The following is a 22062-nucleotide window of genomic DNA, read 5'->3' as shown; positions in this document are numbered from 1 at the left end:
GCGTTATGGTTGTTTTTTTACGTTAATCGCCACGGGGCCTCTATCGCCCATTTCCGTTTCAAAGATCAGGCGATCGCCTTCTTTAACCAGAAAGGATAAGTTTTTTTGATGAAAGAAGACGCTTTCACCGGTCTGGCTGTCTTTAATAAAACCAAAGCCTTTTGCCGAATTAAAAAAGCTGACAGAACCCTGCCGGATTAACTCTTCCGGGCTCAGCGGCTTTTGCTGCGGCACACCAATCTCAATTTCATCGGCGTTGAACGATTTCATTTTTGATGGATCGGGCGGGGTAGAAGAAAGGTTGCCGTTCTCGTCAATGTAGGCCATCATGTCTTCTAAAGACTGTTCCTTTTTTGTGGCTTTGCGTTCAGCCATCTTTTCTTTTTTCTCTTGTTTTTCTTTTGCCCGTTGTTTTTCTTTTTCTCTTTTACTGAAGGACTGTTGCGATCTCGCCATTGCTTTTATCGTTAAAGATGAAACGTTCTTGACTTAACAAAAGTCAGAAACGTTGTGGAATAAATTGTTTTTTAATCGTCTGAAGTTGTGAGAAAGAAAAGCCTTTGGAATTCCAAAGGCTTTTGTTCATTTATTGTTGGAATTACCACCTGCTTTTGTTGTAACCACCGCCGCCGTTGTTGCGGAAACCGCCGCCGCTGTTGCTGCGGGCAGGCCGGTCTTCTTTTGGCTTGGCTTCCATGACCTTGATGTTTCTGCCGTCAACCGTTGCATCGTTCAGTTCCTGGATTGCTTTGCTGGCGGCGGCTGCGTCGGTCATTTCTACAAAGCCAAAGCCACGACTTTTGCCGGTGAATTTGTCGTTGATGATTTTGGCCGAGGTAACTTCACCGTAGGGTGTAAAAAATTCTCTTAAGTCTTCGTCCTTTACATCGAAGCTTAAATTCGAAACATAAATGTTCATGTTCTTTTCAATTAAAATTTAGGAATACTTGAGGAAGGCAATGGTAAGGGATAATGAATCATGCAAAGCAGAACTATTAACGATTACAAATGCAAGGCTCAAATTAACCCGGTGAAGGTATGTTTTCTTTACGTACATTCTGCCAAAACTATCACAAAGCATTTTTGCAACTTGCCTTACTCGGACAATAAAGATTACATTTGAAGAGTTGCGTTGAACTGTTAGCATCCAGTCTTCATCTTTTTTCCACCCTTTGATGTCTTCTGCCTGCTTTTATCGCTGTACTAAATCAGCGGCCGCTTCATTTCTAAATCTGAATTATGAACATTGAAGACATTGAAAAGTTTTTTGAAAAAAAAGCAATCATTAACGAAGATTACGTCAAGATTACCTTTAAACAACGAGAAGCGATTTACGGTTTGTTTTTAAAAGACGCCGATTACGGTTATTTAAAAGCAAAGAACTTCTGGCGCATCGTGCCGCAGAGCCAATTGGAAGCTTACAAGACAACAAAAAATCCAAACCTGGCAAGGGTTTTCAACGGTGCTGAGTTTTCAAAGCTAGCGACATACGAAGAGAGCTTTAACTAAGGTAAATTTAACTCCTGAATTTTTTTGCATTCCGTTTGCGTAACCAACGAATACAAAATTCGCAAAGAACATTTTTTATGCAACGGTATCGCTAAGTGATTTTCTAAATCCTTTATTATCCTATGGCTTTTATTGACGATGTATTGCAACAACCCTCCTACGGATGGAAGACCGGGAACGGTACTCTTGTAAAACCAGATTCAAAACGTCTTTGGCGCGAAGCGCTTAACCGCATGAATATTTTCAGTTCTAAAAAAAATTGGATTTCGTTCAGCAGCCTGATGATGATTGTTTGCCTGTTGCCTTTTTTGTACGCCTTCCTGTTTCATTATTTTTCATGGAAACTCCTTCTTGCGTTTTTGGTTTACGCCATGATTTTTATGGGAACACACGGCACCATCTGGTTTCACCGGTACTGTACGCACAAGGCCTTCCGTTTTAGCCATCCTTTATGGCGAGTGCTTACACAAAACCTTGTGATAAAAACATTGGCCGAAGAAATTTACGTCGTGTCGCACCATGTTCATCATTCAAAGTCCGATGAACCCGGCGATCCGTACAATGCACAAGCGGGTTTTTTGTACTGCATGTTGGCCGAGTTCAATCATCAGCGCATTTCAACCGATCTTTCGAAAGAAGATTATCAGAAAGTGCTTCATTTTATGAACCATACTGGCGTCAAAGCCAATACCTATAATCAGTATAAAAAATGGGCGTCGGTCGCATCGCCTTTCTATACAGTTTCTGTTTGGTTTTTAAACTGGACGTTTTGGTTTGCAGCTTTTTACCTTATCGGAGGTCTTGGGCTGGTTTGTGCTTTGTTCAGCGCAGCGCTTTTCTGGTTTGTACTTGTTCGTGCGTTTAATTATACGGGGCACGGCAAAGGAGAGAAGAAGCACGTGGAAGGCGTGGATTTTGATCGCAGCAATCTTTCGGTAAACCAATTACGCCCCGGCCTTTTCGCGGGTGAGTGGCACAATAATCACCACCTTTATCCGGGTTCGGCAAGAGCAGGTTTTCTTTCGTATCAATTGGATCTTCCGTGGATTTACATTTATACTTTGTACAAATTGGGAGCCGTCTCATCTTACCGCGATTCCAAGCAGGATTTCCTGCGAAAATATATGGCGAAACAAGAGGCAGTAAGAATATGAGCATATTAAGTAAACAAAGCGAAAGTGATTTACTTTTGAAACGAAGAAAAGATTATCCTCTTGTTGGCTTTTAAATGACGACCTTTGTGCCTACTTCACCAGCCGCAACGATATTTTTCATTCTACAAATCATTTTATGTTTACAAACGTTTGGGTAAAATATTTGCCCGTTCTTCGCATCGTGTTGAAACGCTCGCTGGCCGCTGAGCAGCAGTTTACGTTGAACGCCCCTGATTTTGAACGGGCCGGTCACAAGCGAAAATCAGGCTACAAGTTTCTTATCAAATTAAGAGACGGCAGGTTAAGTAATGTTATTGTTGATATGCCCATTGCGTCGAGCCTGGCCACGGCTTTGCTGGAAGATGCGGCCATAAAAGAAATGGTGGCTGCAAACGAGTTTCACATTAGCATGAACGCCAAATATCAATTGACCATTAAGCACATTCCGCATCATCAGGAGCAATTGCAGGCTGCAGATGTAGAAGAAGCATAGAAAAAATTCATTTAAAAAATAACTGCTTTTCTTTTGAAGCAAAAGACGTACATGGAACAGTTTTCAAAAACAATCAACGGCATTGAGTTTAATTTTCAGGGCTTTTTTGAGGGCACGGACGAAGTATGCAGGGTGTCGGTTGACAACCAGAATTTCAAAATGATCATTGGCGACAACGGTAACTGGGAAATCTGGCAACAGGTTCCTTCCTGGATTAAGAAACTCGAAAAAGAGTTGGGAGAAGCCATTGACAAAGCTTATTGCTGAGAGTCAATTTTCTTTTTCTGGCAGGTAAAGACGGCATTCGCTGATACGGGCATATTTATTGACACTTAAACTTTAGCTGGCCTTGCTTTTTTAATTGCACGGACTGTTTAATCAATGACACATTATACACCCACATCGAACGAACTTCAAAAAAACATCGAAGTCATTTCGGCCATGGAAGCAATGGCTTCCGAAGCCGTAGATTCATATCTTGTTGAGGCCGAAACAGCTTGGCAACCGTCTGATTTTTTGCCGGAAATGAGTTCGCCGGATGCGATAAAAGAAATCCGGGAATTGCAGGAAAGAGCTTCCGGCTTACCCCCTGAAGTCATTACTTCCTTAGTTGGCAACATGATTACCGAAGAAGCTTTGCCAACTTATACGACTTACTTTAACCTTATCAAAGGCGTGAACGATGAAGGAAACATTGCATCGGACAAAGGTTGGGTAAAATGGTCGCGCCGCTGGACGGCTGAAGAAAACCGTCACGGTGACCTTTTAAACAAATATCTCTATCTCTCCGGCCGTGCCGACATGAAGCAAGTGGAGATTACCATTCACAACCTGTTGGCCAACGGTTTTGATCCGCGTACCGAAGGCGATCCTTACCAGGCTTTCATTTATACATCGTTTCAGGAAAGGGCGACGAAAATTTCGCACGTGAATACGGGCAAACTGGCCGACAAAGATGGCGATGCCGTCTTGTCGAGAATTTGCAAAACCATTGCCGGCGACGAGGCACGCCACGAGAAAGCCTACAAGACGTTCATGGCAAAGATTTTTGAAATTGATCCAAACGGTGCGTTGCTGGCTTTTGAAAAGATGATGAAAAAGCAAATTGCCATGCCCGCTATCATGATGGATACTGCGCCTGTTGACAATCTCTTTACACGGTTCTCTGCCATTACGCAGAAAATGGGTATTTACACAACCTTCGACTATGCTGCCATCATCAAACACCTGACGCAGTTATGGAAGGTGGAAACATTAACCGGACTCACCGATTATGCGGCAAAAGCACAAGATTATCTTAGTGATTTAGCCGAACGCTACCGAAAAATTGCCGAACGCATGAAGGAGCCGGAAACGGTAAAGCTGGCTTGGCTCGTCTCCTGAAATTGTTCAATAATCATATGCAATAAAAAGCCCTCAACCGAGGGCTTTTTATTTGAAACATTCGTTTTCTTAGCCTTCGAAAGGATGCGCCACCGCAGGTATTTTTAAACCAATAAGTTTGTTGATGCTTCGGAGGTTGCTCATTTCTTCTTTTCCGTCGCAGAAAGAGATTGCTGTGCCGCTGGCGCCGGCTCGTCCGGTTCTGCCAATGCGATGCACATAAGTTTCCGCTACATCGGGCAAATCATAATTAATAACGTGTTCCAGTGCATCCACGTCAATGCCTCTTGCTGCGATATCAGTTGCCACCAATACTTTCAATTTTCCTCTTTTGAAGTTTACCAGGGCATTTTGTCGGGCCGCCTGCGACTTGTTGCCGTGAATGGCATCGGCCTGAATATTTGCCTTCTTTAATTGTTTTGCAATCTTGTCGGCACCGTGCTTTGTACGGGTAAACACCAGCGTCCGCTGAATGTTTTTTTCGCTCAGCAGATGCACCAACAATGATTGCTTGTATTGCTTCGGAATAAAGTAAACCGACTGCTCAATTTTTTCGGCTGTTGACGAAACAGGCGTTACTTCTACTCTCACCGGTTGATGCAAAAGCGAGGAAGCCAGTTGTGTAATCTGCGGCGGCATGGTGGCCGAGAACAACATTGTCTGTCTTTGCGCCGGCAGGATTTTGATGATTCTTTTTACGTCGTGAATAAAGCCCATGTCTAACATGCGGTCAGCTTCGTCGAGGACGAAAGTTTCCAGGTAATCAAGGTAAACATAACCTTGATTCATCAGGTCGAGAAGGCGGCCGGGTGTTGCAATCAACACGTCAACACCGTCGCGCAGGGCAAGCGTTTGTGGGGTTTGCGGAACACCGCCAAAGATCACTTCGTGCTTCAGGCCAGTATAGCGGCCATAGCTTGCAAAACTTTCGCTTATCTGAAGCGCCAGTTCGCGAGTGGGCGTAAGAATCAAGGCTCTCGTGTACCTATAGCCGTTGCCCAATGCCTGTGCACTTAGTTTTTGCAGGATGGGTAGCGCAAAGGCCGCTGTTTTTCCGGTACCTGTTTGCGCAAGGCCTAAAATATCCTTTCCAGCTAACGCATGGGGTATGGCTTGATGCTGAATGGGTGTGGGTGTTGTATAACCCTCTTGTTTGAGCGCCTTCAGTAAGGGCGGCGTCAAACCAATTTGATCGAATAACATGAAATTTCGTTTTGTTTAAAAAGCTCTTGCAGAGCAAGGGTCTCACCAGAAGGACCAGATGAGCTTCTACGGAATAAGGAAGAAATTTATCTAAGTCACATTGAATAAGAAACGTGAAGATAAATCTTTCGTTGTGAAGACAACGGTAAAGAAAGAGGTCCTTCCTAAATTATTTCATAACGACGCAACGTAAACGATTACCTTCACTGCGATTTGAGCTTGGCACCGGTATCGAAATTCCGCATCTTCTCGTTTTCTTGCTCCTGCTTCTCTCAGACACATTCTCTTATTTCAAACTTTTTTTAATGAATATTTACGTTGCCCGCTTCGACATAGAATGGAAAAACAAGGATCTCGAAACACTTTTTACACCGTTTGGCGAGGTCAAATCAGCCGCCATTGAAATGGATGCTTTTACGGACAAGTCCCGGGGATTTGGCTACGTGGAAATGCCCGACGACGAACAAGCCAGAACGGCAATTGCTGCATTGGATCAAACGACCGTAAGCAGTTATCAAATTACCGTACAGGAAGCAGAGCCGAAAGAACAAAAAAGAGGTTCGTATAAAGTAGGCGGCGGCTCCATTAATCCCTACCGGTTTAAGAAAAACTGATTTCACCTTTTGCCTTGCACTTTGTTGTTTTAAGAAGCCTTTGTTGCCGATTTATATCGGCAACAAAGGCTGAAGGCATTTGCACAAGTAACAGGAAGAAGAAGGCCAGACTGCGTTTATTTCGTTTAGGCCGGCCGTATCCATTTGCGTTGCCGCACGAAATTTACGCCAGTTTTTCAGGACAGTTCAGGACACAAAATGAGGGGCTTCATCCTTACTTTATCCACCTAAGCTTGGTGTATGAAATGCTCTCTATTTCCCGCGAGTCTTTTTTGTATTTTCCTTTGTTCGAATACTGTGTTTGCACAACCCGTATTGGAAACCGGCGGACAGAAAATGCCGGATGAGTGGACCGACAAAGACACGCACCACAAAGTTGTGAGACTTACACGCAACGGTGGAAGCAACATGAGCTTTTACTTTCACAACAATCCCTTTGTGGGCAATAAAATGGTTTATTACAGCAGCAACGCCAACGCTGCAAAAACAGATCAAAAGCTGGAATCTTACGATGCTGCGCTCTCGCGGAACAAGCAATTATGGCTGCTCGACCTGGATTCCAAAAAAATGGAGCAATTGACTTTTCAGGCATCGCCCATGAACGGCGAGATTGTGAACAACAAAAGCGGCGATGTTTACTACCAAATCAAAGACAGCGTTTGGTGCGTGAACGCTTTGACAAAGACGAACAGACTGGTGTATGTTTTCCCCAAAAATTTCCAGGCCGGCATTACCACTGTAAATGCCGACAACACGTTGCTTGCGGGTGTTTGGAACGAAGACAAGGAAAAGGAACTTTTTAAAGAGCATCCGAACAAGAGCGATTACTTCAACGTGATTTACGAAGCAAGGCTGCCGCGAACCTTGTTCACTGTGAACATAAAAACGGGCGAACTAAAAAAGATTTTTACCGACAGTGCCTGGCTCAATCACGTACAATTTTCGTCTACCGATCCTTCGCTGCTTATGTTTTGTCACGAAGGGCCCTGGCACAAGGTTGACCGCATCTGGACCATCAACATCAACACCAAAGAAAAAAGGTTGATGCACAAACGCACGATGAACATGGAGATTGCGGGTCACGAATGGTTTGAACCCGATGGCAAACGCATTTGGTTTGATTTGCAACAGCCCCGCAGCACAAAGTTTTTTGTGGCCGGAACGGATGTGAAAACAGGCGACGAAAAAAAGTACGAACTAACACGCGATGAATGGTCTATTCACTACAACATTTCGCCGGATGAAAAATTCTTTTGTGGTGACGGCGGCAACGACACGCAAGTAGCCAAGGCAAAAGACGGCATGTGGATTTATTTTTTCAAACCCGAAGGCGATCATTTTGCTTCGACGCGGTTGGTGAACATGAAGCACCACAATTATCATTTGGAACCGAATGTGCATTTTAGTCCAGATGGCAAATGGATAATTTTCCGCGCCAATTTTGAGGGCATTGAAAATGTGTATGCCGCGGAGATTGCGGAACACAAATAAAGCGATGACACAATAACGAATGGTTGCGAAAAGGAAAGACAATTCCTTTTGTTGAATAGATTTACCGAACGTACAAGAGTGCGACGCAACGATGGCTTCATGGATAGAAAGAACTCTGGTTCATAATTAACTTACACAATGCTTAAACGAATCTTCTTTTTCGCTTCAACAATTTTCTTTCTCCAAACAAATGCTCAACTGCAATGGCCTTCGATTACAACTACCACCAAACCCTGGACACGCTGGTGGTGGGAGGGAAGTGCAGTAAACAAAAAAGACCTCACCTGGAATTTGGAACAATACCAAAAGGCCGGTTTAGGCGGTGTGGAAGTAACGCCAATCTACCAAGTCTACGGTCACGAAGCCGAGTCAATCAATTTCCTTTCGCCGCAATGGATGGACGTGTTTAAACACACGCTAACTGAAGCCAAGCGTTTGGGCCTTGGCGTTGATTTGGCCAATGCAACCGGCTGGCCTTTCGGTGGGCCTTGGGTGAAGGACGAAGACGCGAGCAAAACGGTTTATTACAAAACGTATTCGTTGAACGCCGGTGAAAGTTTGAACGATCTAATTCAATACAAGCAAGAAGCCTTGGTGCGCACGGCCAACAACAAACCGGCAAACATTGATAACATTAAACAACCCGTTTCGGCCAATAAAAATTTGCAAGACCTTGCGCTTGACCAAATCGTTTATCCCGGTCTTCTTCCGTTGCAGGCATTGATGGCTTACGATGAAAAGGCAACAGCGATTGATTTGACAAGCAAGGTTGACAAAAATGGAAAATTGAACTGGACTGCGCCGCAAGGCAAGTGGACATTGTATGCTTTGTTTGTGGGCTTGCACGGCAAAATGGTTGAACGTGCCGCACCTGGGGGTGAAGGTTATGCCATTGACCATTTCTCTGCGAAAGCGGCAAAAGATTATTTCCAAAAATTTGACGATGCTTTTAAAGGACTAAATCTTTCCGGCCTTCGTGCCTTCTTCAACGACTCTTATGAAGTAGACGATGCACGCGGTCAAGCCAATTGGACGCCACTCTTCTTTGAAGAATTTAAAAAGCGCAGAGGCTACGACCTGCGTGAGCAATTGCCGGCTTTGTTCGGAAAAGACGATAAGGAAAAGAACGCAAGAGTATTGTACGATTACCGCGCAACGATAGACGAATTGCTCCTGCAAAACTTTACCGAAGAATGGAAGAAGTGGGGCGCTTCAAAAGGGGCGATGGTACGCAACCAATCACACGGATCGCCGGCCAACACGCTTGATTTGTACAACGCCGTTGATATTCCCGAAACCGAAGGCACCGATATTTTGCGTTTCAAGTTTGCCACATCGGTTGCAAACGTGGGCGGTAAACCGTTGGCTTCGTCTGAATCCTGTACGTGGTTAAACGAACATTTTTTGTCGTCGTGGGCCGATGTGAAAAAAGCAATTGACCTTTATTTTCTCGGTGGCGTGAATCATATTTTTTATCATGGCACGGCTTACTCACCAAAAGATGCGCCTTGGCCGGGATGGCTGTTTTATGCGGCCGTTCATTTTCAACCGGTCAATCCGCAATGGAAAGATTTTGGTACGCTAAATCAGTACATTGCAAGAGTGCAATCTTTCCTGCAAAAAGGAAAGCCCGACAACGACGTGTTGTTGTATTATCCCATCATTGATCGCTATTCGCAAACCGGTGGCGAATTGTTGCAGCACTTCGACGGCATGGAAAGAAATTTCACCGGCACCGATTTTGAAAAAGTATCGGAGTGGATGATGGAAAAGGGTTACGGTTTTGATTTTTTTTCCGATAGACAACTGCAAAAGTTTACCAGCGCGGGTTCGGCCGTGCAAACCGGCGGTAACAACTATCAAACAATTTTGCTTCCCGCGAATAAATTAATTGCCGACGCTTCCTTTGAAAAAATAATTGCGTTAGCAAAAAGCGGCGCAACGGTTTTAGTTTATAAGAACATGCCTGCTGATATTCCCGGTTGGAACAAATTGGATGCAAGAAGAAAAACGTTTCAGTCGCTTCTGTCCCAATTGTCTTTTAAGGATAGTGGCAAAATAAAAAAGGCCGCCATCGGCAAAGGCGCTTTCGTTGTGAGCGATGATATGGAAGCGTTGATGGAAGCAGGCAAAGTAAGACGCGAACATCTTGATGAGAAAGGCCTGTCGCTCATTCGCAGAAAGAACAACGATGGAACGATTTACTTTATTGACAACCGCGGGGCCAAAGCCGTGAACGAATGGATTCCGTTAAGCGCAACTGCTTCAGCGGTTGCTTTGTTCGAACCCATGTTTGGCAAAACAGGTTTGGCGCAATGGCGCAAAGCGAACAACGGCATTGAGGTGCTGGTGCAACTGCAACCTTCCGAATCGGTCATTGTTCAAACTTACAATGCTTCAAAAGCAGGTGCAAAATTTCCCTATCTCAAAACAGCCGGCGATGCACAAACAATCGGCTCATCGTGGACGCTGGAATTCTTAAATGGTGGCCCGACGCTTCCCGCGAAAGCAACGCTGAGCAAACTTGATTCGTGGACGGAATTGAGTGACGCCGCAAAAGCTTTTTCCGGTACGGCTAAATACACAACAACGTTTGCAAAACCTTCGGGTAACGCAAAGACGTACTTACTTGATTTAGGCACCGTGCACGAAACCGCTGAAGTATTTTTGAACGGAAAGAAATTGGCTACGTTGATCGGTCCATTGTTTCAAACAATCATTTTAGCAACGGATTTAAAAGCAACGAACACATTGGAAATTGTTGTAGCCAACCTGATGGCGAACCGCATCAGTTACATGGACAAGAACAATCTTTCCTGGAAGATTTTTTACAACACCAACATGCCCGCACGCAAACGCGAAAACGTGAAGAATGGTTTGTTTGATGCGTCTTCGTGGAAGCCTTTGCCTTCGGGGTTATTGGGGCCTGTAACGGTAACGCCAGTCGTGAGCGAATAATTGAATTTTAGTAACTTCTACACATGAATAAAATTCTCTCTGCTCTCTTTTTGTCCTTCTGTTTTTCTTCCGCTGTTTGGGCGCAACAAGTTCAACTGACATTAAACACCGCCGATAACAAAATCACCATCAGTCGTTTCATTTACGGTCATTTTTCCGAGCATTTGGGCCGATGCATTTATGACGGTTTCTGGGTTGGCGATTCGGTGAAGGTTCCGAAAAAAGACCGCATTCGTTTAGACATCGTTGATGCATTAAAGCGCATTCAGATACCCGTTCTTCGCTGGCCTGGCGGTTGCTTTGCCGACGAATACCATTGGCGCGACGGCGTTGGCCCAAGAGCAAAACGACCAAAGATGGTAAACACAAACTGGGGCGGCGTAACGGAAGACAACAGCTTTGGTACGAATGAATTTTTGGAACTCTGTTCTCTTTTGAATTGCGAGCCTTACATCTCTGGCAACGTAGGCAGCGGCACCGTTGAAGAAATGGACAAGTGGGTGGAATATCTCAACTTCGACGGCGAAAGCCCGATGGCGAACGAACGCAAAGCGAACGGCCATCCAAAGCCGTACAACGTTCACTTCTGGGGCATTGGCAACGAAGCCTGGGGCTGCGGTGGCAACATGACGGCTGAATATTATTCTGATGTTTTCAGACGTTATGCGTCCTATTGTAAAAACTATCCGAACGCACGGTTGAGCAAAGTAGCCAGCGGCGCCAACTCCGGCGATTATCATTGGACGGAAACGCTGATGAAAAATGTTCCGCACGGCATGATGTGGGGTGTTGGTTTGCATTATTACACAATCCCAACTGGCAGTTGGCGCAATAAAGGCTCCGCAACAAAGTTTGACGAGAAAGAATATTTCAGCACCATGAAAAATTGTTTGCGCATGGAAGAACTCGTGAGCAAGCATTCCGCCATTATGGACAAATACGACAGCGCAAAAAGAGTGGCGCTGGCCGTTGACGAATGGGGCATCTGGACGGATGTTGAACCCGGCACCAATCCCGCTTTTCTTTACCAGCAAAACAGTTTGCGCGATGCTTTGGTAGCGGCGACAACACTGAACATTTTTAATAACCATGCTGACAGGGTTCGTCTTGCCAACCTTGCCCAAACGGTTAACGTATTGCAGGCATTGGTGTTAACTAAAGGCTCACAGATGTTGCTTACGCCGACTTACTACGTGTTTGATTTGTACAAAGTGCATCAGGACGCGAAGTTGGTTCCGGTGAAATTTGAAAGTCCTGATTATACAAACGGCGATGCAAAAATTCCGGCGCTCAACGTTTCAGCATCGAAAGATTCAACGGGTGCTTTGCACATTTCGTTGGTGAACCTTGATCCAGCCAAAAACATTTCACTGCAAACATCGTTGGACGGTGCTTGGAAAAATGTATCCGGGCGAATCATCACGTCGGAAAAACTTACCGACATTAACACGTTTGAGCAGCAGAAGAAAGTGATTGCAGCGGCGTTTAACGGTGCAAAGCTTTCGGCCAATAAATTAAGCATCGAGTTGCCGGCGAAAAGCATCGTGACGTTGGAGTTGAGATAGAAGCCCATCCCAACAATCTTTTCCGAATGCAGTGGATGGTGCTAAAGCCCCTCCCGGTGGGAAGGGTAGAACGACTCTAAAGAGAAAGAAAGCATTCTGCTTTCAAGTTGATTGAAATAAAAAGTTGACTCATTGAAAAGCGAGGCCTGTGTGTTGATGGCCTTCCCACCGGGAAGGTCGGGATGGGCCGCAAATCATTAGCAATGAAAAAAATCTTTCTGATTGCATTATTGAACGGGAGCATGCTTCTCGCTTCAGCGCAACAAAGTGATTACGGCATTCAAGCCGTGAACTTCACCAAGGTGAAACTAACGGACAAATTTTGGTTGCCGCGGTTGAAAACAAACCACAGCGTCACGATCTCTGCGTCATTTGCCCGTTGCGAAAACACGGGCCGCGTCAAAAATTTTGAAATGGCCGCGGCACGCAGCGGAAAGTTTTGCACCAAATTCCCCTTCGACGATACCGACATATACAAAACCATTGAAGGTGCATCGTATTCGCTTTCGCTCTTTCCAGATAAAAAGTTAGCAGCCTATATTGATACACTGATTCAAAAAATTGCTGCCGCACAAGAGCCTGATGGCTATCTCTACACCGCCCGAACAATCGACCCTGCGCATCCGCATCCCTGGTCGGGCATGCAACGCTGGGAAAAGGAAAGAGAGTTAAGCCACGAGTTATACAATTCCGGTCATTTGTACGAAGCGGCGGCCGCACATTACTACGCAACAGGCAAAAAATCCTTGCTCAACGTTGCGTTGAAAAATGCTGATTTAGTGTGTGCAACGTTTGGTCCCGACAAAAAACACACGGCACCCGGACACGAGATCGTAGAAATGGGTTTGGTAAAACTTTACCGCATTGCGGCCAAGCCTGAATACTTGCAAACCGCAAAATTCTTTATTGAAGAACGCGGACACGACACGCACTACGATCCAAAAAGTAAAGACGAATGGAAGAACGGCGCTTATTGGCAAGACAACATACCGGTTGTACAACAAGACGAAGCCATTGGCCATGCGGTGCGGGCCTGTTATCTCTACTCCGGTGTGGCAGACGTGGCTGCGCTTACGGGTGACAGGGATTTGTTGAACGCCATTGATTCCATTTGGGAGAACATGGTGTCGAAAAAGATTTACGTAAACGGCGGCATTGGTGCTGTGCCAAGCGGCGAACGCTTTGGCGATGATTACGAATTGCCCAACGCAACCGCTTACAACGAAACCTGTGCTGCGATTGCGAACGTGTTTTGGAACGAACGCATGTTTCTTTTGCACGGCGATGCGAAATACGTTGACGTGTTGGAAAAAAGTTTGTACAACGCGGTGCTTTCTGGCATTGGCCTCGACGGAAAAAGTTTTTTTTACAGCAACGCCATGCAGGTGAAAGATAACTTTTCGCACACTGCTTTGGAGAGAAGCCGTGCGGGCTGGTTTGAATGTTCTTGCTGTCCCACCAATCTTGTTCGTTTGCTGCCATCGGTGCCGGGTTATATGTACGCACAAAAGGGCAACGACGTTTACGTGAATCTTTTTGCGTCCAGTACAACCACATTCAATGTTCACAACAAGCCTGTGAGCATCGAGCAGCAAAACAATTATCCCTGGGACGGTGATTTAAAATTTATTGTCTCGCCAAAAACTTCCGATGCTTTCAATCTTCTCGTTCGCGTTCCGGGCTGGGCACAGAACGAAGTATTGGCTTCTGACCTTTACCGTTTTTCTACTGCCGATGTGACAAAACCCGTAATTAAAATAAACGGGCAAGCGATTGATTACACCGTGCAAAAAGGCTATGCCCTTTTAAACCGCAAATGGGAAAAAGGCGACGCGGTGGAAGTGCAGCTTCCGATGAAAACAAAGTTGATACAAGCAACCGCAAACTTGAAAGAAGATGCGGGCAAAGTTGCCGTTGAACGCGGGCCGTTGGTTTATTGCGCCGAAGGAAAAGACAACGACGGCAAAGCCGCAAACATTTTGCTGCCGGCTTCCTCATCATTTCAAGCGGAATTTGAAAATAATTTATTGAACGGTGTAACGGTATTGAAAACGACAGCACCGGTGTTAGAGGTAAAGAATGAAACGTCAGTGGCTACTGTGAACAAGCCGGTAATCTTAATACCTTATTATGCCTGGGCAAACAGAGGCGAAGGCGAAATGATGATTTGGTTTCCGAGCAGGGTGAAGGACGTTGATGTCATTACGGTTGACAACAAAGAAGGAAGCCGGCCGAAATAATTTTCTACAGTTTTAACAGTAATACATTTCAACAGCACATGCAACGCAAAACAATCCCTCTCATTATTCTTCTTTTATTCCTCAACGTTTTACTCTTTGCGCAGCAGAAACAAATTCAATACCTCTCCGGCACCGACAACAAACATACCGTTGCATGGGATTTCTTTTGCACCGGCGGCCGCAACAGCGGTTATTGGACGACGATACAAGTTCCTTCCTGTTGGGAGCAACAAGGTTTCGGCAGTTACAACTATGGTCGCGATTACAAAACCTACGGAAAGAATGCACGCTTTTGGGATGAGAAAGGAATGTACAAGCATTCGTTTGCTGTGCCCGCATCATGGAAAGGAAAGAAAATATTTTTGGTGTTTGAAGGCTCAATGACCGATACCGATGTAAAGATCAACGGCAAGAGTGCAGGTGCTGTTCATCAAGGTGCGTTCTATCGTTTCAAGTTTGACGTGAGCGACAAAATAAATTTTGGTGCAAACAATTTATTGGAAGTAATGGTGAGCAAGATGAGTGCCGATGCCAGCGTGAACAATGCTGAACGTTTGGCTGATTATTGGGTGTTCGGCGGCATCTTTCGACCGGTGTATTTGGAGGCCGTGCCGACTGAATTTGTTGACTACATCGCCGTTGATGCAAAGGCTGATGGTGCGTTTGCCATGAAGGCTTTTGTAAAAGGACTTTCAACAAATAAAAACGTTGCCGCAGAAATTTTTGATGCAAAAGGAGTGAAGGTTGAAACCGTTTCAACAACTGCATCTCCAAAAGATTCGGTTGTTGAAATGCACACAAAAATTTCCAATGCCTCGCAATGGACTTCTGAAACCCCCAATCTTTATAAAGTCATCGTGTCCTTGAAAGAAGGCGCAAAAACAATTTATCAAACAAGTGAAAAATTTGGTTTCCGCACGATAGAAATTCGTCACGGAGACGGCATTTATTTGAACGGCGTACAGATAAAAATGAAAGGCGCAAACCGTCACGTGTTCTGGCCGGAAACCGGCCGCACGGTCAATCCTGAAATTGATTTGATGGATGTTTCGCTGATGAAAGAAATGAACATGAACGCCGTTCGTTGTTCGCACTATCCTCCCGATGTGAACTTTTTAAATCTTTGCGATTCGCTTGGCCTTTATGTATTGGATGAACTTTCGGGCTGGCAAAAATTTTACAGTACAAAAGCCGGTAGGCCTTTGGTAAAAGAGATGGTGACAAGAGACCTCAATCATCCAAGCATTATTTTTTGGGACAACGGCAACGAAGGCGGAACAAACAAAGAACTTGATGCAGACTTTCCGAAATGCGATTTCTCTGCCCGTCCTGTTATTCATCCGCATCATCGTCCGGGCAATGCATTCAACGGAATTGATTGCAACCACTACGAAGATTACTACAGCACAAAAAATATCCTGAACGATTCGCTCATTTACATGCCAACCGAGTTTTTGCATTCGCAAGATGATGGCGGCGCTGGTAGCGGCATGGCCGATTTTTGGGAACTGCACTGGAATGCCAAACGCAGTGGCGGTGGCTTTATCTGGGCATTGTTGGATGAAGCCGTTGCAAGAACGGATTACAACAACGTTTTGGACGCTGACGGCCTTAATGCCAACGACGGCATTCTTGGTCCGCACCGCGAAAAGGAGGGAAGTTTCTTTGCGTTAAAAGAAATTTTTTCACCGGTGCACATTGCCATGAAAAGTTTACCGGATGATTTTACCGGCAACGTTGGTGTGCAAAATCGTTATCACTTCACCAATCTTTCGCAATGCAGTTTTCAATGGGCCTTGGTGAATTTTCGCAAGCCTTGGGAACCGGTAGCGGGCTACGTTGTGGAGAAGAGAGGCATTACTTCTTCGCCCTCTATCGCTCCGGGTGCTAACGGTGTTTTGCAACTCGGCTTAACGCCGGATTTTAAAAATTATGATGCGTTGATTCTTGCCGTTTTCGATCCGTTCAAAAAAGAAATTTATAAATGGACGTGGAAAATAAAGAGCAATGAGACTTTGCTTGCGGGTGTACTGACAACGAATGACAGCACAACAACCTTTGCAGAAAGTGATTCGACCTACACGTTGAAGGGAGGAGAGAATACAATTGTTTTGAATAAAAAAACGGGTTTGTTGCAAAGCGCAAAAAACGCGGCAAGTGACAATCTTTCCTTTGCCAAAGGGCCGGTTTTTGTACAAGGAACATCAACGCTCACGGGTAGCAAACATTACAAAGACGGCAAGAATGAAGTGGTTGAATTCTCATACGACGGTGCGATGAAAACCGTTCGCTGGAAAATGCTCGGCAGCGGTTGGGCAAGTCTTGAATATGAATATTCATTAAACGGTTCCTATCCTTTTGCCGGCGTGAGTTTCAGCTATCCCGAGAATTATGTTCTGGGTGCAAAATGGCTTGGTAAAGGCCCGTATCGCCAATGGAAAAACCGTTCGCAAGGCACGCCGGTGAACGTTTGGCAAAACCTTTACAACAATACGCAAACGAGTTACAACCCGATTGTGTATCCTGAGTTCAAAGGTTATTACGGCGACATAAGTTGGATGGAATTCAATACCGTTGAGGGCAAGTTTTACGTGGCGAGCAAAGACACGGGTTTGTACGTACGCTTGTTTGATTTTTACGGGTTAACCGGTCCAAAATCTTATCCCGAACTGCCCGTTGGAAACATTTCATTTTTGGATGCCATCCCACCCATCGGTACAAAACTGGCGCTTGGCATCAACAACAACACGGCTTCACTTGGACCCCAATCGGAACTGGCAAAATTCAACGGTCCCGTTAAGCACACTTTGTATTTCTATTTTGGTTTACCAAAAACATCCAATACAAAAGAGCAATACAGCCGGCCCGCCATAGACCAGGTTTTTTAATAAGGTGAAACGTCAAAGGTGAAACTGCCGGACGTTTAAAATTGAAAAAACTTCACGTTTCCACGTCTTACGTTTGACGTTTCACTATTCATAGAATTGCAAATGACAGAAACCATCCTTGTACCAGCAGGTGAAATGAAGCAAATCTTTCTCTCGATTCTTTTGAGCGAAGGGTTTACAAACGAAAGAGCAGAAGCGTTGGCCGAAGTCTTTACAACAAACAGCGTTGACGGTGTTTATACGCATGGCGTCAACCGCTTTCCTGTTTTTATGCAATACGTAAAAGAAGGCTTTGTAAAGAAAGAAGCAAAGCTGGATTTGCAATCGGCATTCAACGGCATGGAACAATGGAACGGCAATCTCGGTGCGGGCCCGTTGAACGCCATTGCAGCAACGGAAAGAGCGATGCAATTGGCGCAGCAATTCGGCATTGGCTGTGTTGCGCTTGCACACACCAATCACTGGATGCGTGCCGGTTATTACGGTTGGCAAGCGGCCAGGAAAGGCTTTGCGCTAATCGCATGGACAAACACTACAGCCCTCATGCCCGCATGGGGTGCCGTAGATGCAAAGCTTGGCAACAATCCTTTGATGATGGCTTTGCCTTACGAGAATGAAGCCATTGTGCTTGATACGGCAATGAGCCAATATTCTTTTGGCGCAATGGAACAAGCAAAAGCAAAAGGAGAGAAGCTTCAGGTAGTGAGCGGTTACGACAAAGAAGGAAATTTAACAGACGATCCTTCGGCCATTTTGGAATCGCGAAGGCCGCTTCCCATTGGCTATTGGAAAGGCGCAGGGCTTTCCTTGCTTCTCGATATTTTGGCGGCTGTGTTCTCGGGTGGGTTGTCGGTAAACGAAATCACAAAGCAAGAAAAAGAACACGGCTTGTCGCAGGTGTTTATTTGCATTGATCTTGGCAAGATTGGTAATGCCTCCATGATTGCGCAGACTCTTTCTTCTATTATAAACGATTTTCATCAATCGAAGACGAAAGGAAAAAAGATTCACTATCCCGGCGAACGCCTGGTGCAAACGCGAAAAGAAAATTTGCAAAACGGCGTTCCTGTCTTAAAAACGGCGTGGCAGGCCGTTCTCAATTTAAACGCATGAACAGTAGAAGTTTGGCATTATTGTCCTGCTTACTTTTTGTTTGCGACGGCTTGCTTGCGCAGTCGCAAGCAAGCTTGTGGCACGGCATCGAACGAGAAGTGCATTACAAACCCGAGGGTGAAGATTTTGTTTTGGTAAAAGGCACGCGGCGCTTTAACCGGGCCCTGTATGGAAGCAATACGGCATTTCGCGTAGAAGCCGGCGACCTTCCCGAGTTTGCTATGTATTTGCCCGGCATGGGCGGTAATTTGAAATTTGGTTTCGTAAAAGACAACAACAGCAAATGGATCATCAACGCAACAAAAATTGAATCGCGTTATCGCGCCGGCTCCATGCTTTATAAAATTGAGGACCCTTTGCTCGGCAGCGGACAGCTTCTTCTTACCGTACTTGCTTTGAACGATGACGAAGGAATGGTTGTAAAAGCAGAAGGGAAAAATCTTTCTTCTGATATAAAACTGATCGTTGCCTTCGGCGGTGCGACCGGCACAAAATTTTCACGCGACGGTGACATTGGCGCCGACCCGGAATCATCATTTTATCTGAAGCCGGAATACTGCAAAAACAACGTTTACGCTCTCAGCAAGAATGCTTTCTTTCTTCAATTTGGCGCAAAAGCCGTAAGCGAAGAAGAACGTTACGAAATACAGCATCTACCCCGACAAAATGCGGATACGGCAAACAAAAAAAGCAGTGTAAAATTTATCAGCGGCGAGTTTCCACGAAGCGCACAATTGAAAGTTTCAGACGCTGCGCAACAAGACTCGCCACTTTCTTTTTTTACATCAGTATCTTCTGCAACACCGGCATTGGCAGCACAAGTTTTTTTTTCACGTGCTCCGTTGTATTTCCTGGTTCGTAACGGGAAAACAGAATCATCGAAACAAAATCTTGAAGATGTATTTACGAAAGCCGAAATGGCTCGTGAACAATTGGCAAAACGAATAAAGGTTTCAACACCCGACGCTTACATTAATACGTTGGGCGGTGCATTAAGCATGGCCGCCGACGCAATTTGGGAAGCGCCTTCTTACCTGCATGGTGCCGTGGCCTGGCGCATGCGGCTTAACGGCTGGCGCGGGCCTTATGTAGCGGATGTTTTGGGCTGGCACGACCGGGCAAGACAGCATTTTAGCTCCTATGCTTTATCGCAAGTAACGTCGCCGGCTGATGGGCCGGTGGTGATGGACACAGCCTTGCATTTGGGGCGCGGTGCAGAGAAAATGGGCACATCGCTTTTTAGCAGCGGCTACATTTCTCGCAACCCTGGCAATAACAAGGTCGCTCATCACTACGACATGAACCTTGTTTTCGTGGATGAACTGCTCAATCATTTTAACTGGACGGGCGACACGGCTTACGTGCGACAAATGTGGCCTTTGCTCGTGCGTCATTTGGATTGGGAAAAGCGAAATTTTGATCGCGACGGCGATGGCTTGTACGACGCATACGCAGCCATTTGGGCAAGCGATGCATTGCAATACAGCGGCGGCGGTGTGGCGCATTCGTCGGCTTATAATTACCGGGCAAACAAGGCAGCAGCAGCGTTGGCAAAACTGATTGGCGAAAACAGCGAACCCTATCAAAAAGAAGCGGATAAAATTTTGGCTGCAATGCAAAAAGAATTGTGGTTAAAAGACAAAGGTTGGTTTGCCGAATACAAAGATTTACTGGGCGAAAAGCTTGTTCACCCTTCTGCCGGTTTGTGGACAGTCTATCACGCGGTTGATTCGCACGTGCCCGATGCGTTTGAAACGTACCAATTGTTGCAATACGTGAACAATGAAATCCCGCACATTCCGGTTCGTGCAAAGGGTTTCACCGACACTTCGCTTTATACATTGTCAACGACAAACTGGCAACCCTACACATGGTCGCTCAACAACGTTGCTTTGGCTGAATTGCTGCATACATCGCTGGCTTATTGGCAAGGCGGACAAAATGAAGAAGCGTTCAAACTTTGGAAAAGTTCGTTGGTGGAAAGCATGTATTTCGGTGCAAGCCCCGGCAACTTTCAACAGCTTTCTTTTTACGATGCGGTGCGCGGAGAATTGTACCGTGATTTCGCTGACCCAATCGGCATGGCCGGTAGAAGTTTGGTGGAAGGATTGTTCGGCATCGAACCCGATTTGCTGCGCAACAAATTGGTGATTAAGCCGGGCTTTCCTTCTGCCTGGAATCAGGCTTCGTTGACTACGCCGGATATTGATTATTCGTTTCAGCGCAAAGGCGATGTAGACAGCTATTCTTTCAAAACAAAATTTGCCAAACCGCTACAGCTTTCGTTGCAGGTAAAAGCGAGACTTGACGGCATTGAATCAGTTTTGGTAAACGGCAAAAAAGTCGCGTGGACATTGGATTCAACGGCAGTTGAACAACCGCTGTTGCAGGTAAATGCGCCAGCCGCGAAAGCATTTCTTATTCAGCTAAATTGGAAAGGCAACAAGTTAGAACACTTCGTTACAAAGGCAGTTTATAATGAAGGCGAATCAATCAATTTTACGACGAAAAACGCAAGATTCGTTGCTTGTTTCGATCCACAAAACGCATTGGGAAACCAAAAGTTTTCGTCGCAAAATTTTCATGCAACGGTAAACGCAAAGGGCGGAACAAAAACTTTTTTTCTCCAGGTCAGGCAAGGTGATTTTCGCTACTGGCTTCCGGTTGTTTTCAAGGCGGAAGGAACGATACGAAAGGCAACAATACTAGAAGCGAACATTCTGCGCAATTACGAAAAGGTTGACCTTGCGCCTTTCTTCAACGATGACGTAAAAAATATTTTTCGCAATCAATATTTCTCGCCGCGGCCCAAAACCACTACGCTGCAATTGCCCACGCAAGGCATCGGCAATTGGGCATATCCGTTGACAGCCGCAAACATTGATGATGAGGGCTTGCGCAAAAGGGCAGGAGAGAAAAACGAAATCATCACGGAAAATAAAATACCGTTCGCCACACCATCGGGAGCCGGTGCAAAAAACATTGCCTTCGCATCGCAATGGGATGTTTATCCAAAAACAATCACGGTTCCTTTACAAGGCCAATCTTCACGAGCCTGTCTGCTGATGGCCGGTTCTACCAATCCGATGCAAAGCCGGATGACGAACGGAGAAGTCATTGTTCGATACAAAGACGGCAGCAGCGATACCTTGCAATTAAAAAATCCCGATAACTGGTGGCCCGTTGAACAGGATTATTACGAAGACGGTTTTGCGTTTACCACCGGTGCGCCAAAGCCGCTTCGTGTTTATTTAAAATCAGGCGAAGACACAAAGACATTTCAGCAATTTATCACGATAAAAGGCTTTAGCAATCGCGGCATTGACGGCGGCGCGGCAACGGTGTTAGAAATGCCGCTGAACGATAAAAAAGAATTGTCGTCGTTAACGGTAAGAGCCGTTGCCAACGATGTGGTCATCGGCTTGATGGCTTTAACCCTCGTTCGTTAAAT

At 45.5% G+C, this 22062-nt stretch carries 16 protein-coding genes; 13 read left to right on the top strand and 3 right to left on the bottom strand.

The features are described from left to right. Positions 1-3: 3 nt before the first annotated feature. Entirely contained in the window at positions 4-456 is a 453-nt protein-coding gene (locus FSB75_RS04875; RefSeq protein ID WP_146783619.1) for a cold-shock protein, read from the bottom strand. 142 nt (positions 457-598) lie between these two features. Further along, a complete protein-coding gene (locus FSB75_RS04870; protein ID WP_146783616.1) occupies positions 599-919 on the bottom strand; it encodes an RNA recognition motif domain-containing protein in 321 nt (106 codons plus the stop codon). Between the two features lie 320 nt (positions 920-1239). Here FSB75_RS04870 and FSB75_RS04865 point away from each other — a divergent pair, with 320 nt between their 5' ends. The 5 genes from FSB75_RS04865 to FSB75_RS04845 all read left to right on the top strand — a co-directional run bounded on the left by FSB75_RS04865 (position 1240) and on the right by FSB75_RS04845 (position 4539). Next, complete coding sequence (locus FSB75_RS04865; RefSeq protein ID WP_227990771.1) at positions 1240-1509, top strand: short-chain dehydrogenase; 270 nt, start codon at positions 1240-1242, stop codon at positions 1507-1509. A gap of 122 nt (positions 1510-1631) precedes the next feature. Continuing rightward, a complete protein-coding gene (locus FSB75_RS04860; protein ID WP_146783613.1) occupies positions 1632-2663 on the top strand; it encodes a fatty acid desaturase in 1032 nt (343 codons plus the stop codon). A gap of 136 nt (positions 2664-2799) precedes the next feature. After that, entirely contained in the window at positions 2800-3156 is a 357-nt protein-coding gene (locus tag FSB75_RS04855; protein ID WP_146783610.1) for a hypothetical protein, read from the top strand. A gap of 51 nt (positions 3157-3207) precedes the next feature. Then, positions 3208-3423 carry a hypothetical protein gene (locus FSB75_RS04850; protein WP_146783607.1) on the top strand — a complete coding sequence of 72 codons (216 nt, stop codon included), beginning with the start codon at positions 3208-3210 and terminating at the stop codon, positions 3421-3423. 114 nt (positions 3424-3537) lie between these two features. After that, positions 3538-4539, top strand: a complete 1002-nt coding sequence (locus FSB75_RS04845) for an acyl-ACP desaturase (protein ID WP_146783604.1) — start codon at positions 3538-3540, stop codon at positions 4537-4539. A gap of 69 nt (positions 4540-4608) precedes the next feature. On the opposite strand, the gene FSB75_RS04840 is transcribed toward FSB75_RS04845, so the two are convergent. Beyond that, positions 4609-5742 carry a DEAD/DEAH box helicase gene (locus FSB75_RS04840; RefSeq protein ID WP_146783601.1) on the bottom strand — a complete coding sequence of 378 codons (1134 nt, stop codon included), beginning with the start codon at positions 5740-5742 and terminating at the stop codon, positions 4609-4611. A 305-nt stretch (positions 5743-6047) separates the two neighbouring features. Here FSB75_RS04840 and FSB75_RS04835 point away from each other — a divergent pair, with 305 nt between their 5' ends. The 8 genes from FSB75_RS04835 (at position 6048) to FSB75_RS04800 (ending at position 22060) form a co-directional block, all read left to right on the top strand. Beyond that, entirely contained in the window at positions 6048-6356 is a 309-nt protein-coding gene (locus tag FSB75_RS04835; protein WP_146783598.1) for an RNA recognition motif domain-containing protein, read from the top strand. 297 nt (positions 6357-6653) lie between these two features. Next, complete coding sequence (locus FSB75_RS04830; RefSeq protein ID WP_227990770.1) at positions 6654-7847, top strand: oligogalacturonate lyase family protein; 1194 nt, start codon at positions 6654-6656, stop codon at positions 7845-7847. 138 nt (positions 7848-7985) lie between these two features. Continuing rightward, entirely contained in the window at positions 7986-10805 is a 2820-nt protein-coding gene (locus tag FSB75_RS04825) for a glycosyl hydrolase (RefSeq protein ID WP_146783593.1), read from the top strand. A gap of 23 nt (positions 10806-10828) precedes the next feature. Beyond that, positions 10829-12370, top strand: coding sequence for an alpha-N-arabinofuranosidase (locus FSB75_RS04820; RefSeq protein ID WP_146783590.1), 1542 nt, complete (start codon positions 10829-10831; stop codon positions 12368-12370). Positions 12371-12573: 203 nt separating this feature from the next. Continuing rightward, entirely contained in the window at positions 12574-14610 is a 2037-nt protein-coding gene (locus FSB75_RS04815) for a glycoside hydrolase family 127 protein (RefSeq protein ID WP_146783588.1), read from the top strand. 38 nt (positions 14611-14648) lie between these two features. Further along, positions 14649-17498: a glycoside hydrolase family 2 protein gene (locus FSB75_RS04810; protein ID WP_146783586.1), complete on the top strand. Its 2850-nt coding sequence runs from the start codon at positions 14649-14651 to the stop codon at positions 17496-17498. A 102-nt stretch (positions 17499-17600) separates the two neighbouring features. Beyond that, a complete protein-coding gene (gene yiaK, locus FSB75_RS04805; RefSeq protein WP_146783584.1) occupies positions 17601-18611 on the top strand; it encodes a 3-dehydro-L-gulonate 2-dehydrogenase in 1011 nt (336 codons plus the stop codon). Next, positions 18608-22060, top strand: a complete 3453-nt coding sequence (locus FSB75_RS04800; RefSeq protein ID WP_146783581.1) for a DUF4450 domain-containing protein — start codon at positions 18608-18610, stop codon at positions 22058-22060. Before yiaK ends, FSB75_RS04800 begins: the two co-directional genes overlap by 4 nt. Positions 22061-22062 lie beyond the last annotated feature (2 nt).

Source organism: Flavisolibacter ginsenosidimutans, from assembly GCF_007970805.1.
Taxonomy (GTDB): domain Bacteria; phylum Bacteroidota; class Bacteroidia; order Chitinophagales; family Chitinophagaceae; genus Flavisolibacter; species Flavisolibacter ginsenosidimutans.
Note: the sequence above shows the minus strand (reverse complement) of the source record. Positions and strands in the feature narration are given on the sequence as shown.